The sequence below is a fragment of the Prosthecochloris marina genome (genome assembly GCF_003182595.1).
Classification (GTDB): domain Bacteria; phylum Bacteroidota; class Chlorobiia; order Chlorobiales; family Chlorobiaceae; genus Prosthecochloris; species Prosthecochloris marina.
The window spans coordinates 214,455-231,167 of sequence record NZ_PDNZ01000002.1; the positions used below are offsets into that span (position 1 = coordinate 214,455).

Genomic DNA, 16,713 nt, shown 5'->3' on the forward strand with positions numbered 1-16,713 from the left:
TACTACTTTACCGCCCATAGCTTGATCTTGCGATCGTCGCTACCGCTGACAATTATTTTACCGTCAGGCGAAATATCCACGGACTGCACCTCGAGCACGTGACCCCGGTACGTATGCAGCAATTTTCCTGTCTCCACTTCCCAGAGACGCACTGACTCGTCATTGGCAACACTTGCTGCTTTTTTACCGTCAGGGCTGAAACAAACACCGCGAACGCCATCCTCATGGCCTTCCATGATATGCTTTATTTCCCCGGAACCGGCATCGAGTATCTTGACAGCCGCATCACGCCCACAGAGGATAACAAGCGAGTCGTCAGGGCTGAAGCTGACGGAATGAGAAAGCCGATCCTTTGTATTGTAACTGGCCGTATTCTTGCCGCTTTCGATATCCCAGATTCGGACCACCGGTTCTTCACCGCAACTGACAAGTTTCTTTCCGTCATGACTGAAAGCGACACACTCTATATAGGATGTATGACCTGTAAGGGTTTTCAGCTCACTGCCCGATTCGACGTCCCAGAGCTTGAGCGTGGTATCACGTGAACAGCTTGCAAGTGTTTTACCGTCAGGGCTGAAAGCAACCATTCGTACCTCTGTATCATGACCTTTACAGACATGGAGGCATTTGCCGGTTTCAACATCCCAGATCCTCACCGTGCTGTCAATGCTGCCACTGGCAACCTTATCTCCATTAGGACTGTAATCGACACACTTGACCCAGGTTGTATGACCCGACATGGTATGCAATACCTGACCTCTTTCTATGTCCCAAAGCATGACTTTTTCATCGAAACTACCGCTTACCAGCTTTTTACCATCCGGACTGAACCGGACTCCGAGCACCCTGTCTTCATGGCCTTCAAGGGTCTTGATCAGGGCTTCATCCTCTCTGACCTGGGGGCGTTTGAGTTCTTCCTCTTTTTTTCCGAACAATTTTGATAACAAACCCATGACACTGTTGAGGTTTAACGTAATTGAACAAAAACTGTCTCAGCTATAAAACTAACGCTGTAAAAATAAAAAAAAAGCCGGATTGTTTGAGGGATCTTGCCTATTCAGGAAGATTTTTGGCTTCGAGCACAAACTCCGTGCATTGCATGAACAGTGCTGCACAGGATTACACACCTCAGACGAGCGCTGATCATACGTTCACTCAAGCCGCTTTCTTGAACAAACGACTTTTCGAGCCACTTCAATTGACGGCAGAGTAAGAATGCCGTTACTGTGATCAATCCTATGATGATAGTAGCCGCAACAGCCGGATCCGAACGCTCGATAAGCATTATGTTTCAGAGCATCACAGAAAATCACATATGCACCGAGGGCGATTATTGCTTTTCAGCCTCCCACGCTTCACCGAGAGGAGAAAGAACATCGTGAAAGGCTGCCGTTCGTGCTATTTCTTTGAGCGTCTTTCTCGCTTCCTGCTGTTTGTCTTCAGGAGGAACAAGCCGCGCAACGACCTTTCTCATCGAGGTAATGTCGAAGGTTTCACCGCGCTCTACACGCCGCATCACTTTTCTGAGGTTAGCCTGCAATTCACTCACGGTTATCGTTCCCATAGCTTTTCCAGCTCTGTGTTCAATTCGCACAAAAGCATACAACCATATTGCACAATATATCCTTTTAAAAATGAGGGTAAAAGGGATACACCAACAGCTACCCATCCTTCCCGGAAAAATTGTACCGCCGCCCTTTCCATCGGGATCCGTTACCGAATTTTACGAGGTAAAACGAGTTCACCGCAATGCCGAGTAATACAACCTGTGAGAACACATGCAGCAAAGCTCCCGAGAGGGGCTGGCGGAACCTGCCTGCAATCAACAGCCTGCATAAAAGAGCAATACAAACCTGCAAAAGAGGAAACCAGAAATACACAATTGAAAAATCAGCGCTCGATGCTGATGCGATAACAAAGCCGTAAGGCACGATGTATACCAAAGCTGTAACCACCATAAGAAAGAACAACCCAAAGGAATGATAGCCCAATCCTGCAAAAAGGTTTTTCGAAAACCCCTGCCACACCTCGTCAAAAGTCCTGTACATCCGGCAGTTCACGGTCTCGATTCCATTATAGCTCATTACCTTCCCTCCCCTTCTCTTTACAGCCCTGCAAAGCCAAACATCTTCGACAAGGTCGGTACACACCGCAGCATGTCCACCGATCCTTTTATACATTCTGCGCCTGAACATCAGAAACTGACCGTTAGCAAAACACAGCGAAGGAGCCGGTGTTGCCGGAACAAGTTTCAAGGGGAGGTAGCAGAGCAGAATGAAATAAATCAAAGGAACGACCAGCTTTTCCCAGAACGACCTCATTTCCTGACGCGGTGTCATGGAAAGAAGGTCGGCACCACTTTCCTGCATGGCTGCAACCGACCGGGAAAGACTATCGGAAGAATGGTAGGTATCGGCATCGGTAAAAAGTAAAAGTTCTCCCTGAGCCGCTTTTCCAAGCTGGTCACAAGCCCATGCCTTTCCATGCCAGCCCGGTGGCAGCGCTTTACCCTCTATTATCCGGAGCAGAGCCCCGCCGTCCGAACGCAGCAACATGTCAAGAATCTTTCCGGTACGGTCCGTTGAACCGTCATTCAGAACGATCAGTTCGTAATTATCATAATCCTGATGCAGAAGAGAGGTAATACAGCGCTTTATGTTGTTCTCTTCATTGCGTGCAGGTACAAGCACGGAAACAAGCGGCGAACCGGTCTCCGGTTTGTGCTTTGGAAGGGAGGGCAGTTCCCTCATGTTCCAGAGCAGAATACCGAGAAAGGCAAGAAGACAGACGGTGATTATGAGTTGATAGATAAGCATCGGATCGAGTAGTGACAAGTGGGCACCTCTCTTTATTTATTCCACGATTCAATTGCACCGTTTATCCCGGTTTTATCGGGACTCCGTTCGCCTTTCGCTTGAACCGCTCGTAACAATGATGAGCTGCCAAGGTGATGAGCAAAGCTTTTAAGATCTGAAACACTCTACAATATAACGTCTTACAATGAGTTGTCATGTCAGCGACGTATCCCTTCAATGAACGAAGTGACCTTGTTTTGACCTCTGTCGATGTATGCAGAGTGATCGCTGGAGATTAAATCACGGCGATACGCAGGACTCCTGCCCCAAAAACCTTGCCTGAACCGAGCAATAGCATAGCATGCCGGAGATGCAAGGTACAGGGAACGCTGCTGTAGTGAACAGTCGCAAGTTTCCTGCAACCAAGCAGATTCGGTATGATCGGCTATTGCTCGGTTCAGGAATTAGTCGATCAGCTTGCTTATATTATACTCGAAAATACCCTCGGCTCCCGCTCTTTTCAGTTCGGGAATAACGGATCGAACAACCTGTTCCTCCACAATAACTTCAAGTGCAACCCAGTTCTCGTCAGCAAGATGAGCGATTGTCGGTTGGCGAAGGGCTGGAATGATACCGATAATGCTATCCAGAGATGCCCTAGGTGCATTCATTTTGAGTCCGACTTTTCCCTGCGCATTAATGGCACCCTGCAGAAGCATGGCCATATTCTCTATTTTTTCACGCTTCCATGGATCGTTCCATGAATCCTTGTTGGCAATGAGCTTTGTATTCGACTCAAGCAGAACATCAACGATCCGAAGTTTGTTGGCACGGAGTGAGCTACCTGTTTCAGTAACCTCGACAATCGCATCTACAAGTTCGGGGGGTTTTACCTCTGTTGCACCCCAGCTGAATTCCACATGGGCGCTGACCCCATGTTTTTCGAGATATTTTTTTGCAATATTGACAACCTCGGTAGCGATATGCTTGCCTTCGAGGTCCTGTACTGACTGGATCGATGAGCTTTCAGGAACAGCAAGAACCCATCGAACGGGCCGCATTGAAGCTTTGGAATAAACCAGATCGGAAACTTCGACAACGTCGGCATCGGTTTCGATGATCCAGTCCTTTCCTGTAAGCCCGACATCAAATGCCCCAAGCTCGACATAGTGTGCCATCTCTTGAGCACGAATAAGTATGGCTTCCAGCTCATCGTCATCTATAGATGGAAAATAAGAACGGCTCTTGACGGAAAAATGAAACCCTGCCTTTGCAAACAAATCCAGCGTCGAGTCCTGTAAACTTCCTTTCGGCAAACCCAGTTTCAAAATCTTTTCAGTTACACTCATTGTCATGTTTATGTTGTTGTTTAATAGGGATCTCTCTACAGCTGGCGCAAGGTAAAAACTCCTCCTTCACAGACACCATAAGGATACTCTCCGTTGATCCATGTTCCGAGATTGATATATTCACTGCGGTTATTAGACAATTGTTTCTGACCCCGCACATGGCTGTGACCGCACACAAAATAGTCAAAATCTTTTTCCCTGGCCATAGCATCAGCGTACTGGAATAAAAAATCAGCCTCCCCGTGCGTATCCGGCCTCCCATGCTTGCGGCTCAAACGCGAAAGCTTCCGCATTATGGCGATTGCAAGATCAGGCTGCAAGTTTGACAGTAAAAACAGATTAAACCGGTTACGAACAAGTTTGACAAAGAGCCGATACCCGATATCGTTCCGATCCAGACCGTCTCCATGAGCGATAATAAACTTTTTCCCGCAGATGAGAGTCTCCCGAATACCGTACCATGTTTGCACCCCCAGCGATTTGTTGAAAAAATCTCCGAGAGAGAAATCATGGTTACCTGCATGATAATGCACCTCGACACCCTGTCGAACGAGCCCTTTTAGCAGGCAGAGAAAACCATCGAAATATTTTGGTATGACATGACGAAACTCCATCCAGTAATCGAGTATATCACCGACCAGGTAAAGAGCCTCCCCGTCTTTTCGAACTATTTCAGCAAGATATTCGAAACGCTCCATCTTGCGACTTTCTTGCTGATCAGGCTGAAGTCCGAAGTGAATATCACTGACAAAGAAGCTTTTCGACATGAGGGTGCAAGTTTCGTCACTCCGTTCAAAGAAGATAGGTAAGTCCTATCACTGCTAACGGAATAAGAATATTGTCAACCTCTTTCGGACTCAGTCCCTCGAGAATGGTTGCCACAAGTGCAATGATGAGGATAGTTGAAAGATTAAATGCCTCCGGAACGATCAACCAGATGAAAAACATCCCGGCCAGAGCGCTTCCTGCAAAAAAAGCAAGACTGCCCTCTACGGTTTTTTCACAGAGAGCCTTGTATTTTATTTTACCGAGCTTTTTGCCGAAAATGGGAGCAAGCCCATCCCCCCAACCAAGAACAGCCATCGCAAGAACCCCGGGAAACTGTTTATAGTAAACAGTGCCACAGATAATGCCGGCTATTGCAAAATACAATGTGCCTTTCAACAGCTCACGCCGATCACCGGTTCGAGTCATGGTTTTTATTGCCTGATCATCTTCTGCGGCAAAAAAACCCTTCTGGAAAAAAAGCAGCGCCCATATGGCATAGATGGAGACGTTCAAATACTGCGTCCAGTGGCCATCCTGAAAAAGAGGCAAAAATATGATTACGGAACCCGCACAGATATGAGTGATTTTTCGGCTTATATCCCGTGACACGTAGTTATTGGTCACCAGATAATCCAGAAAAGGCGGTACGCTAAAAACATAGATGATCGAAAGAAACGCAACAACAACGTTGTGCCACGCTACAGACAAAGAAAAAAAGGTCGTCTCCGGTGTACCCATATTGAAGATAAATCAACGATACAACAAGTTTACCCCTGCATATACTTTATTCCAATAGCACCCGCAGCCATGAGATTGTTAGCCAAAAACAAAACATTGTTTGCAACCTGAAACTGCAGAAACGCTTTGTGCTCGGCCACGTCACTTTGTCCGATCGCATGACCGAAACCATCATCAACGGCAACTTTCAAAAAAGAAATGCCCCCTTTTGGATCCATATACAGTTTTACCTGAAAAAAAATATTGAGCAGAAGTCCACCAAGCATAAAAAAGACAAGCGGATACAAACCCCATGAGTACTCAAGCCATGCAAAAACAAGAAAGACAACATCAATAATGAAAAACGACACCAGAAATGTATTCTTTGGACCAATCATGACGGTAAGGGACTTCAGCCCCCCTTCCTTGTCACCCTTGGCAGACTTGAAATCATTGAGAATAATCAGCGCAACACCCATAAAGAAGTTCAAAACCGCCATCCAGACAACTTCCGGTCGGATCTCACTGAATAAGGCGTTGGCAGAAAGCCATGGTGCAAAGCTGTAAGAAAAACCAACTGCAGGCGCCGATAATAAAATGTTTTTCTTGAGCTTGAATGGTGGCGCCGAATAGGTGTAGCCAAGAACTAGAGAAGCAATGATTGACGATGAAATAATCAATCCCCTTGTTCCTCCAATGTACAATCCAAGAAAAACCCCGAAACCAAGTGCCAGCAAAAAAACGGCAATACTGTTAAACGTCGCTTCTTTCTCACTTAACCTGCCGGAAGGGATAGGCCTTGTCGGTTCGTTCACTTTATCGAGTTCAAGATCGCATAAGTCGTTGATAGACTGACTGAACCCCAAGCCGAGAGGACCGAACATCAGAAAAATAGACAGCAAAAGAAAGTAGTCATGAAGCGCTGGTTGCATGGCACCGGAAGCCATCACCCCCCCTGCCAGACATGGAAAAACACTGATCCAGGTAACAGGGTCCAGAATTTCTATATGAGCCCGAACTTTGTCAGTAAAGGAATGTTTGGCATTGACGGTAACAGACATTGCGCTTGCGATATTATAACTATTAAATAAAGAAAGTAACTTCTTGCACTTGAGAGTTTGAATTTACGAATAGACTCTGACATAAAAAAGGCTGTACTGTCATTGAGGGTATCCGATAAGGGTTGCAGAGGTCGATGAATTTACCTTCACGCTCACAATGTCGCCGGGCTTATAACCGCCCCGATCAAATACAACAACCCGGTTTGTTCCGGTCCTGCCCATTAGCTTTTTTTTTGACCGTTTACTCTCCGATTCGGCAAGTACTTCTACAACATTGCCTACCTCGACGGCATGAAGTTCTTTGGAAATTCTGCTCTGCAGAGCAATAACCTCTTCTAAGCGGCGCTTTTTTATCTTTTCGGGCACATCGTCCGGCAAATGTTTGGCTGCATAGGTACCCGGACGCACCGAATAGTGGAACATGAAAGAGAAATCAAAACGGACTTCTTCCATCATGCTCAACGTTTCATAATGATCTTCTTCGGTTTCACCACAAAACCCGGCAATAAGATCCGTCGAAATCGTAACCCCGGGAATAAAGTGCCTTATCATCGCTATCTTTTCAAGATACTCTTCCCTGCTGTGCCCCCTGTTCATCAATTCGAGCATCCTCGTCGAACCTGACTGTACAGGCAGATGAACCGCATTGCAGATATTCTCATGCTCTGCAATGACACGCACCAGCGATTCGGAAATATCTTTCGGGTGTGACGTAGTAAACCTTACACGAACGCCTTTGGCTGCAAAACCTACGTTTTCAAGCAATTCGGCAAAACCATCGCCCGTACCGCTATCATAGTAGGAGTTGACATTCTGACCAAGAAGCGTTATTTCTTTATACCCCTTCTCGACAAGCTGCTCAACTTCGTCAATCACTGATGCTGTCGATCGGCTTCGCTCTTTTCCCCTTGTAAACGGCACCACACAGAACGCACACATGTTGTTGCACCCTCTCATGATGGGCACAAAAGCACTGATCGACCCCGTATGGCATGGCTCGATCCCATGATAGGTTTCGTCCGGAATATGAGCAAGATTGGCGCCCCGAATCCCCCGTTCGGCATTTTCTATCAACAGAGGTAACTGGCGATAGGTATCCGGACCGGCAAGAAAGTCAATACTTTCGGACATACCGAACATTTTTTCCCGGTAATATTGGGGAACACAGCCGATAACCCCAACAAGCAGACCGGGTCGTGACCGCCGCTTTCCTTTGAGATTATCCAGAGCGTTCATGATTTTTTCAACCGCGTTTTCCCTTACGGCACAGGTATTGAGTATTACAAGATCCGCACTGTCTTCAGCATCCGTCACAACATACCCTTCATCCTGCAGGAGAGACGTTATAATTTCCGAATCAGCCTGATTCATCTGACAGCCGAAGGTTCGTATGTGCACTTTTTTTGTCATAGATTTTTCTTATCCCCATTCTTTTCTTGCGGGCCATGTTTTGTAGATAGATACAAGGAGCTGTATAATTTTCAAAGGATTAACATATTTCTCGGTAATATACGCACCTGGAAACCTGATAACTATCGTTCTGTCGAAGTGCTTGATAGAGTCATAGCCTTTTTCATACACCGGCACCTTCTGACCAATATGGTCTTTGTGGTAGTTCTTGCCGCAGGACTTCTTGCATGGTCAGGTCTTAAAAAGGAGGAACTGCCGGATATCACCTTCGATACCGTAAGGATATCTGTAAACTATCCTGGAGCATCGGCAGAGGAAGTTGAATATCATGTTACCGACCCCTTTGAGGAAGCACTCGGTTCAGTAGAGGGAATACAACACCTTGTCAGTTCAACAGCAGCCGGAAGTTGTATTATTACAGCCGAACTCGAACCCGGGAATATTGACGCAATCCTGGCCGAAATCCGTCAAGAGGTCTTTGCCGTCGACCTTCCGGATGCTATAAGGGACGACCCTCGCATTCGGGTTTTCAAAACATCCCGTAAAGCAATTATCGATATCGGGCTGATCCTTCATGGTGAACATCTGCTCGATACAGAACAGCGCCGCTGGCTTCAGAATCGCGCACTCAACCTTGAAAAAAGGCTTCTTGCAGCTCCCGAGGTCAGTCGAATTACCCGCTCAGGATACCTTGCCGATGAAATCCATATCAAGGTCAATCCTGCAAAACTCGAGGAGTACAATATCCCCTTCAATACGGTGATGAACGAGATAAGCCGAAACAATGTTCGCGAACCCGCAGGAAGCATTGAAACCCTTCAGGAACCGAAAGTGACACTGTACGGCGAACTCCGCACTCCTGAAGCACTACAGGCTCTTGCCGTCCAGGGAGGATTCGAAGGGCAGGTTCTGCGTCTCGGCGATATCGCAAAGGTAGCCTACGGACATGAAAAGAACCGCAGTGTACTCAAAATCAACGGACATGAGGGGATTTTGCTCAAAGTCGCCAAAAGCTCCGGAACCGGAATCCTCGAAGCCTTGCATGCAGTCAACAGAGTGGTCGACGATTTCGAGTCTCTTCAACATGATAATTCCGCGCTTCAATTGGTTATACTCGACGACGAAGCGATCGACCTGCGGAACCGTCTTTCAATTATCGGCATCAACGGTGCAATAGGCTTTGCACTTATCCTCGTTATCCTTTTTGTCTTTCTGGACCTCAGATCAGGGTTCTGGGTGGCGGTAGGCATCCCGTTCAGTTTCTGCTTCGCCCTTGCCGGAACACTTTTCATCGGCTATTCCATCAACAACATCACGCTTGCTGCCGTTATCATCGTGATGGGTATCGTTGTCGACGACGCTCTTGTCGTTGCAGAAAACATCAAGCGCACTGCCTCATCGGGGGCCCCTCTCTATCAGGCGGCAACCGATGGAACATCGATGGTTTTCATGCCTGTCATCGCCAGTATTCTAACCACCTGTCTCGCATTTGTCCCCCTTCTCTTTTTTGAAGGCCGTTTCGGGGCAATGGTAGCATTCATTCCTGCCGTCGTTACGTTGATGCTAGCCGGTAGCATGCTTGAAGCGCTGTTCATTCTTCCGGGCCACTTGACTCTTTCTGCCGGAAAAAGTGCAAGCTCAAAACGCGAACACTGGTTTGAAACCTGGGAATCCTTTTATGCCGGGATACTCGAGAATCTGCTCCCTTTCAGATGGCTGATTCTTACGCTTTTTCTTCTGGGATTCATAGCCACGCTTCTACTTGCAGGCTCTTTTCTGGCATTCTCGATGTTTCCCGACGAAGAAACCCGGGAGGTCCGGCTCACAGGAGAAAGCCCTCCCGAAAGCACGCAGTATGAAACCGCAAATTCCACACAGCCCCTGGAGAACCGTATCGCCAAATCCATCGGAAAAGAAGTTGTAGGCTTCAGAAATGAAATCGCAAAATCCCGACGCGGATCGGTAGTAGAGGATAATGTCTTCCGAATGAGAATTGAAATCGCACCTAAAGAATCCCGAGAAAAAACCGCTGACCAGCTCATTGAAGAGTGGCAGGAGGCTGCAGCTTCTTCTACGACGTTGTCAAAACTCAGGTTCAGTAAAACCCGCCATGGACAAGAGAGCGGAAGCCCTGTAGAAGTGGTCATAAAAGAAGACGATGAATCCACCCGCCGTAATGCAGCCAATGCACTTGCCGATGCAATGAAAAACGTTCCGGGATTAACCAACATCGAGCAGGATCAGCCGAAATCCTCACCGGAATACCGTATTACCCTCAAACGCGACAAGATCAAACGCCTGGACATCGATCCCTCCCAAGCCGCCCAGACGCTTCGGGCCGCCCTTGAAGGCACCATACTTTATGAGTTCAGCTCCGACAATGAACCGGTTGGAGTCCGTTTTTCACTTGCTGAACCTTCAAAGCAGTCACTTGAATCGCTACTTGAAGTACCGGTAGAAAACAAAGCAAAATACCTTGTCCCCCTGCATAGCATTATCATGGTGGAAAAAGTCGAAAAGCCCAACTCGATTGTACGCCGGGACCGAGTACGCTATACCTCGATCTATGCCGACATCGACAGTAAAAGCGGTAAAAGTCCACTTGAAATTGCAGAAACACTCGAACAGGATGTCTTTCCTGCAATAACTTCACGGTATCCGTCAACTACCCTTGAATTCGACGGAGAAATCCTCGACAGTAGGGAATCGAAGAAAGATTTCATCATTTCCATCTTTTCCGTTCTGGCACTTATTTTTATCGTGCTGGTTCTACTGTTCAACTCTTTGCGAAAAGCCTTGCTTATCATGCTGACAATTCCTTTCGGCCTGACCGGGATCATTGTAGCCTTCATTTTTCACGGGATTGAGTTTTACGGTTTTTTCGCTGTCATAGGAGCCCTTGGTCTTGCAGGTGTCATCGTCAACGATGCCATCATCATGGTCACGAGACTCGACAGGGAAACCAGAAAGAAAGACAACGGCAAAAACCTTGAAGTTCTGATTTCGAAAGCTGCTTCGACTCGTCTCCGCGCAGTACTGCTGACAACACTGACAACCGTTGCCGCCATGCTACCGACAGCATATGGATGGGCAGGCTATGACCCCACGCTTTCCCAGATGATGCTTGCATTGACCTGGGGCTTGATCGGCGGAACCTTTGTAACTCTGATCCTTGTTCCTTGCCTCTACCGGATTATGATACGCCAAACGCAATGTCCGGAAAAAGCACAACGATACCCATGCAACAATTGATTCGCCGAACGACAGCCGCTGCCACAATCCTGCTTTTGTTCAGTATCCCGACACAAGAACCAGCAGCATTTGCAAGCGGAAAAAAACTCTCTCTCGACGCCTTTGTTCGACTTGCGGCAGAACGCAACACGGTGTTCGAAGAGATACTCATCGACAGACTCCCGTTGCAGTACACCAGAACTCTTGCCCTTCCGGCAGACGATCTCCTACTTTCCGTTAAAGGCAAATACCTTCTCATGCTTGGAGATCCTGACGGTGGCACGGAATACAGCTTCGAACTGGATAAACTTTTCCCGTCAAGCGGCACCCGATTCTCAACATCTTATGCTGTCGATTACGGCCTTGGTTCAAGAGGAAACGAGTCGGAATTCAACATTGCGATCGTACAACCGGTTGCTGAAAATGCATTCGGCAAGGCAAACCGTCTGTTGGAAAAACTGTCAGGTATAGAAAACGACATTGCACACTATCAGATTGCTGAAGCATATGAAGATTATCTGGCAAGCTTGGTCGGGCTCTACTATGACTGGTATGCCGCATCAGAAAATCTTGCAACCGCTACCAACGCATATGAGGATGCAAAAAAACAACTTGACAATATTCGTGAAAGAAAGCAAAACAATATAGCCCTCCCTATTGACGTCAACAAGATCATGGTACAGACCGTGTCGCGGAAAGAACGTATGATTGCCTTGAAAAACGATTACCATGTCCAAACAAACCTCATCATGGAAGCCATCAGAGCCATTGGAACAGAAAGGCCTGTACCCGCCAAACCCGATGAAACACTACATAACCCTATAAGAGACATTGAAACCGAAATCCTTACTTTTCAGGAATCGAGCCGGACTGCATCGATTCTGAATCTTCTGGAAGAAAAAGCAGGAACAGAAGTCGCCCAGGCCGCAGACAGGCTTTTACCCTCGATAAACCTGACCGCAGGCTTTGACCTTGTCGGAGACGGCAGGTTTTTCACGGATCCCGACCATGGTCTGTTTGCCGGGGTAAACCTGCAATGGCCTTTGCCAGACAAGCAGGAACACGCCCGTCATGACATAAGCCTGATAAATCAAAGGCGTACCGCTCTTTCAACCGGCAATACAAGACTATCACTTGAAACCTCTCTGAAAAATCTTTACTGGACAATAGAGAACCAGCGCCGTCTCATACAGCTCGCAAAGGAAAAAATAACCATATCCCGAGCGGTCGTCAGGGATGAAAAAAAGAACTATTCACTGGGCAAGACAGATCTGAACGATCTCATTGACGAGGTAAACCGGCTTGAAGAACACCGCTTCAACCTTATCAATCGGGAAATCGAACTGCAGAAACTTATTGTAGAATGGAAGCGACTGACCGATGCCCTCGTGCAAGAAAAGGAGTTACCTGATATTCTACCCCTTCAACAATCAGAAACCAGACTGTTACAAAAGCCAGGCACCAACGGAGAATGATGCCATAACACAAAAAGTCTTGCAGGACTCCAGCATCCATTCCCACCTAAGTCATGCCACACTCGATGCGGCATCCATAGAGACTTTCAAAAAAAAGATGGATCCCCGGATCGAGTCCGAGGATGACGAAAAAAGAAGCGGCCCTTTTGTGACATCCTCTTGACCTGGAAAAAAATGAACGGTAATCGCTACTCTCCGAAATGGAGATGCTTGTATTTTTCGATCAGCTCTTCGGCCTCTTCTTTACACTGTCCGCACACCGTACCAAGCTTGGTATGTTCCTGCAATTCGTAAAAGGTACGAGCCCCTTCAAGTATGGCTTCCTCGATCTCGGCATCGGTAACGTTCATGCACTGACAAACAACCTTGGTTTTTTCCTTTCGAACCCGATCGTCCATGCCATTGCGTTCGAAGTAGTTGTTGATAGCCGCCCGAAGCGCCTTATCGCCGAGCACGGAACAATGGATTTTATTTTCAGGCAACCCCCCAAGCTCTTTGGTTACATCTTTCGGCGAAATGTCGAAAGCTTTATCAAGCGTCATGCCTTTGACCATTTCAGAAAGAATCGATGTACTGGCAATAGCGCTTGCGCAACCATATGTTTTCCATTGACAGTCAGTGATAATCTCTGCATCCTTGTCAACCTTGATAACTACCATCATCTGATCCCCGCAGGAAAGGTTACCTTCCATACCCACCCCGTCGAACTCATCGGTATTATCACCCTGAAGAATGTTCTTCGGGTTCATGAAATGCTCCTTCAATGTATCGGTATACACCCAATCACTTGGCTGCAACATGTTCTCCTCCCGTTATATAAGCTGTTGACATACTTCTTATTCTTTTTATGACCCCGGGTAACACATCGAGCATACACCCGATGTCTTCCATTGTGGTTTCCCTCCCCATGCTGATACGAATAGAACCATGAGCACGTTCAGGACTCGATCCCGTAGCAAGCAGGACATGGGAGGGATCGAGCGACCCCGATGCACAAGCCGAACCGGTCGAAACCGCAATCCCCTGAAGATCGAGGTAAAGCATGATAGCCTCACCTTCCGCACCAGGAAAGGACACATTCAGCGTATTCGGCATACTCAGGGTTGGATGGCCATTGAAAACAGCATCATCGATCGATCCCTCGATACCGTTTTTCAACGCCTGCTTCATCTCAACCATTCGCTTTATCTCTTCATCCATTTCCGCATCACGCATTTCTATGGCTTTGGCCAACCCGATAATTCCGAGAGTATTTTCCGTTCCGGCACGTCGTCCTTTTTCCTGGTGACCACCACGAATAAACGGACAGTAAGGAGTTCCTTTCTTCACATAGAGAGCCCCGATCCCTTTAGGCCCGTAAATTTTATGAGCGCTCATAGTAAGAAAGTCCACTCCAAGATCACTGACATTCATCCGCATTTTACCAATTGCCTGCACCGCATCGGTATGCACCAACGAACCGTTTGCATGCGCCAACTTCGCAATTTCCGCAATATCCTGAATCGTACCGATCTCGTTATTGGCTGTCATTACCGAAACTAACCCGACGTTATCGGTAAGATATTCCTTGAACTGATCCATGTCGACCCGGCCGTACTGATCGACATCGAGAAACTTTACCTTTGTCCCCTTGTGCGCAAGGCATTCGGATGTTTCCAATACACAAGGGTGTTCAATTTTGGTTGTGATAATAGATGTCTTGGCTCTGAAACCGGGTAAACACAGGTTTGACGCACATGCGAACAGGGAAAGTACTGTATTGTTCGCTTCCGAGCCACTCCCGACAAAAACAAGTTCGTCTTCATGAGCTCCTATGAAATCCGCAACAACCTGCCTTGAATGTTCGACATTCGCCCTTGCTTCTCTTCCAAAGGCATGCATGCTCGATGGGTTTCCGAACATTTCCATCGCCTCGACCATTTCCTTTTTCACCTCGGGGTGAAGCGGTGTCGTGGCATTGTGATCAAGATATACCCGTCTTGTTTCCATAATTCTCTATAACGATTCAAAGAATTGCAAAACCAGCCTGTTGCCGTAGTAACCTCTACTCATCGGCAAACAGCCAGGTCGAAAGATAGCGTTCTCCTGTATCAGGCAAAAGTACAACAATTTTTTTTCCCTGCATATCTTGTCGCCCCCCAACCTGAAGGGCGGCCCACATTGCCGCTCCCGAAGAAATTCCACCAAGAATACCTTCCATCTCGGCGAGCTTCCTTGCAATTTCTCCAGCATCATCATGCTTTACCTGAATAACCTCATCAATGATATCCTTGTTGAGATTCCCTGGAACAAAACCAGCCCCTATTCCCTGTATTTTATGTGGACCCGGTTGTCCGCCAGAAATAACAGGAGAATCTTCAGGCTCGACAGCAATAATTTTTACATCGGGCTTGCGTTGTTTCAACACTTCACCAACACCGGTCAGCGTTCCCCCCGTACCGACCCCGGCAACAAAAACATCAACGGTTCCCTCGGTATCTCTCCAAATCTCCTCGGCCGTAGTCCGGCGATGAATATCGGGATTTGCCGGATTGCTGAACTGCTGCAGCATGATACTGTCCGGTATGACATCAACCAGGCGTTCAGCCTCCTCTATCGCTCCTTTCATACCCAATGCACCATCTGTCAGAACAAGCTCGGCTCCGAATATTTTCAGGAGTCGCCGCCGCTCGATGCTCATGGTATCGGGCATGGTCAGCATCAACGTATAACCCTTCGCCGCACAAGCAAATGCGAGTGCAATACCGGTATTGCCACTTGTAGGCTCAATGATCGTGGTATTTTCAGTAATCATTCCTTTGCGTTCAGCATCCTCGATCATAGCTACACCTATTCGGTCTTTTACACTGGAAAGAGGATTAAACGACTCGAGCTTGGCAATGATATCCGCACTGCTAGTCTCACCCAGACGCTGTATTGCCACAAGCGGCGTACCACCTGTTGTCTCCGTCAAATTGTCATGAATTTTCATATTCAACGCCGAACCATTCAAATGTTACTGCAACCCCCAAATAAAAACTGTCTGAAGACATCTGCACTACCTGCCGCTTTTCAGCTCAATCCGTATACCGGAATCGAGGCTCCGTGCACAGCCCTTGACTCCTCCGAAACAAGAAAAAGGATAACATCAGCTATCGCTTCCGGCGAAACCCAGCGGGAAAAATCAGCATCCGGCATATCCTTCCGATTGGCAGGTGTATCAATGATGCTGGGCAAAACACAGTTAACGTTTATTCCTGCCTGCCGGTTTTCTTCAGCGAGACACTCTGTAAGCTTGATTACGGCCGACTTTGAAACAACATACGGAGCAACACCTATTCCTCCTTTCAGCGCTGTTTTTGCCGAGACATTGACAACACTGCCTTTCTTCTGTTTGCGCATAAACGGAATGACCGCTCTCGTCATGAGAAAAACACTTTTTGCATTGATATCGAGCATGTAATCCCATGTCTCTTCAGCAGCTTCATGGACAAGATGCCCCATGGTAAAACCACCGGCAATATTGACCAGAGCGTCTATACGCCCGAAACGCTCCAGAACCCGGCCAACCGATGTTTCAACAGATGATGCAAGCGTAAGATCGGACTCCTGACACATCACCGTTTTTACATCTTGCCACTGGCTGACATGCGTATCAACACGCTTATCGACAAGAGCCATCATGGCCCCTTTATCGAAGAACTTTTTCGACACAACACTTCCCAGGGCACCTGCAGCACCGGTTATAACCACGACGTTTCCTGATATATCACTCATTTCACATGCTTTTTGATGACCAAAACAAGCATATAGCCAAGTATGGATAAAGGAATACATAAATCGGACAATAAATTCCCTGTTTCACCCAGCTCGACCGAAGATGTAATCATTAATCAATTTAATACTCAGGAAATTTTACAGAACCAAC

General features: G+C 47.3%; 15 protein-coding genes. 2 read left to right on the plus strand and 13 right to left on the minus strand.

What is annotated here, in order from left to right; all coding sequences use genetic code 11:
- Positions 1–2: 2 nt before the first annotated feature.
- From CR164_RS03100 to miaB, 9 genes are all read right to left on the minus strand, one after another.
- On the minus strand, positions 3–953 hold the full coding sequence (locus CR164_RS03100; protein WP_110022463.1) for a WD40 repeat domain-containing protein: 951 nt from the start codon (positions 951–953) through the stop codon (positions 3–5).
- Between the two features lie 104 nt (positions 954–1,057).
- A complete protein-coding gene (locus CR164_RS13350) occupies positions 1,058–1,285 on the minus strand; it encodes a four helix bundle suffix domain-containing protein (protein WP_110022464.1) in 228 nt (75 codons plus the stop codon).
- A 45-nt stretch (positions 1,286–1,330) separates the two neighbouring features.
- A complete protein-coding gene (locus tag CR164_RS03110) occupies positions 1,331–1,564 on the minus strand; it encodes a type II toxin-antitoxin system Phd/YefM family antitoxin (protein ID WP_110022465.1) in 234 nt (77 codons plus the stop codon).
- A gap of 97 nt (positions 1,565–1,661) precedes the next feature.
- Positions 1,662–2,834, minus strand: coding sequence for a glycosyltransferase (locus CR164_RS03115; protein WP_338053115.1), 1,173 nt, complete (start codon positions 2,832–2,834; stop codon positions 1,662–1,664).
- 425 nt (positions 2,835–3,259) lie between these two features.
- On the minus strand, positions 3,260–4,144 hold the full coding sequence (gene hisG, locus CR164_RS03120; RefSeq protein ID WP_110022467.1) for an ATP phosphoribosyltransferase: 885 nt from the start codon (positions 4,142–4,144) through the stop codon (positions 3,260–3,262).
- Between the two features lie 35 nt (positions 4,145–4,179).
- Positions 4,180–4,911 carry a UDP-2,3-diacylglucosamine diphosphatase gene (locus CR164_RS03125; RefSeq protein WP_110022468.1) on the minus strand — a complete coding sequence of 244 codons (732 nt, stop codon included), beginning with the start codon at positions 4,909–4,911 and terminating at the stop codon, positions 4,180–4,182.
- Positions 4,912–4,936: 25 nt separating this feature from the next.
- On the minus strand, positions 4,937–5,650 hold the full coding sequence (locus CR164_RS03130) for a diacylglycerol/polyprenol kinase family protein (protein ID WP_110022469.1): 714 nt from the start codon (positions 5,648–5,650) through the stop codon (positions 4,937–4,939).
- A gap of 29 nt (positions 5,651–5,679) precedes the next feature.
- Complete coding sequence (locus CR164_RS03135; RefSeq protein WP_110022470.1) at positions 5,680–6,690, minus strand: UbiA family prenyltransferase; 1,011 nt, start codon at positions 6,688–6,690, stop codon at positions 5,680–5,682.
- A 99-nt stretch (positions 6,691–6,789) separates the two neighbouring features.
- Positions 6,790–8,100 (minus strand): tRNA (N6-isopentenyl adenosine(37)-C2)-methylthiotransferase MiaB, encoded by a 1,311-nt coding sequence (gene miaB, locus CR164_RS03140; protein WP_110022471.1) that lies wholly within the window; start codon positions 8,098–8,100, stop codon positions 6,790–6,792.
- A gap of 138 nt (positions 8,101–8,238) precedes the next feature.
- On the opposite strand from miaB, the gene CR164_RS03145 reads away from it, so the two are divergent.
- Both CR164_RS03145 and CR164_RS03150 read left to right on the plus strand, forming a co-directional pair.
- Entirely contained in the window at positions 8,239–11,352 is a 3,114-nt protein-coding gene (locus CR164_RS03145; protein ID WP_275068354.1) for an efflux RND transporter permease subunit, read from the plus strand.
- Complete coding sequence (locus CR164_RS03150; protein WP_161953472.1) at positions 11,340–12,806, plus strand: TolC family protein; 1,467 nt, start codon at positions 11,340–11,342, stop codon at positions 12,804–12,806. The genes CR164_RS03145 and CR164_RS03150 overlap by 13 nt, the downstream gene beginning before the upstream one ends.
- A 188-nt stretch (positions 12,807–12,994) precedes the next feature.
- Here CR164_RS03150 and CR164_RS03155 read toward each other — a convergent pair whose 3' ends face one another.
- The 4 genes from CR164_RS03155 to CR164_RS03170 form a co-directional block, all read right to left on the minus strand.
- The gene (locus CR164_RS03155; RefSeq protein ID WP_110022474.1) at positions 12,995–13,606 is read right to left on the minus strand and encodes an iron-sulfur cluster assembly scaffold protein; all 612 of its coding nucleotides are present in this window, start codon (positions 13,604–13,606) and stop codon (positions 12,995–12,997) included.
- A complete protein-coding gene (locus CR164_RS03160) occupies positions 13,590–14,795 on the minus strand; it encodes a cysteine desulfurase family protein (protein ID WP_110022475.1) in 1,206 nt (401 codons plus the stop codon). The genes CR164_RS03155 and CR164_RS03160 overlap by 17 nt, the downstream gene beginning before the upstream one ends.
- A gap of 55 nt (positions 14,796–14,850) precedes the next feature.
- On the minus strand, positions 14,851–15,777 hold the full coding sequence (cysK, locus tag CR164_RS03165) for a cysteine synthase A (protein ID WP_110022476.1): 927 nt from the start codon (positions 15,775–15,777) through the stop codon (positions 14,851–14,853).
- 80 nt (positions 15,778–15,857) lie between these two features.
- A complete protein-coding gene (locus CR164_RS03170; RefSeq protein WP_110022477.1) occupies positions 15,858–16,562 on the minus strand; it encodes an SDR family NAD(P)-dependent oxidoreductase in 705 nt (234 codons plus the stop codon).
- Positions 16,563–16,713 lie beyond the last annotated feature (151 nt).

What these genes read in the sequence shown, in the direction of transcription:
- CR164_RS03170 (WP_110022477.1), bottom strand. Translation starts at nt 16,562, where the DNA reads ATGAGTGATATATCAGGAAACGTCGTGGTTATAACCGGTGCTGCAGGT.
- cysK (WP_110022476.1), bottom strand. Translation starts at nt 15,777, where the DNA reads ATGAAAATTCATGACAATTTGACGGAGACAACAGGTGGTACGCCGCTT.
- CR164_RS03130 (WP_110022469.1), bottom strand. Translation starts at nt 5,650, where the DNA reads ATGGGTACACCGGAGACGACCTTTTTTTCTTTGTCTGTAGCGTGGCAC.
- CR164_RS03155 (WP_110022474.1), bottom strand. Translation starts at nt 13,606, where the DNA reads ATGTTGCAGCCAAGTGATTGGGTGTATACCGATACATTGAAGGAGCAT.
- hisG (WP_110022467.1), bottom strand. Translation starts at nt 4,144, where the DNA reads ATGAGTGTAACTGAAAAGATTTTGAAACTGGGTTTGCCGAAAGGAAGT.
- CR164_RS03150 (WP_161953472.1), top strand. Translation starts at nt 11,340, where the DNA reads ATGCAACAATTGATTCGCCGAACGACAGCCGCTGCCACAATCCTGCTT.
- CR164_RS03160 (WP_110022475.1), bottom strand. Translation starts at nt 14,795, where the DNA reads ATGGAAACAAGACGGGTATATCTTGATCACAATGCCACGACACCGCTT.
- CR164_RS13350 (WP_110022464.1), bottom strand. Translation starts at nt 1,285, where the DNA reads ATGCTTATCGAGCGTTCGGATCCGGCTGTTGCGGCTACTATCATCATA.
- miaB (WP_110022471.1), bottom strand. Translation starts at nt 8,100, where the DNA reads ATGACAAAAAAAGTGCACATACGAACCTTCGGCTGTCAGATGAATCAG.
- CR164_RS03125 (WP_110022468.1), bottom strand. Translation starts at nt 4,911, where the DNA reads ATGTCGAAAAGCTTCTTTGTCAGTGATATTCACTTCGGACTTCAGCCT.
- CR164_RS03110 (WP_110022465.1), bottom strand. Translation starts at nt 1,564, where the DNA reads ATGGGAACGATAACCGTGAGTGAATTGCAGGCTAACCTCAGAAAAGTG.
- CR164_RS03100 (WP_110022463.1), bottom strand. Translation starts at nt 953, where the DNA reads ATGGGTTTGTTATCAAAATTGTTCGGAAAAAAAGAGGAAGAACTCAAA.
- CR164_RS03135 (WP_110022470.1), bottom strand. Translation starts at nt 6,690, where the DNA reads ATGTCTGTTACCGTCAATGCCAAACATTCCTTTACTGACAAAGTTCGG.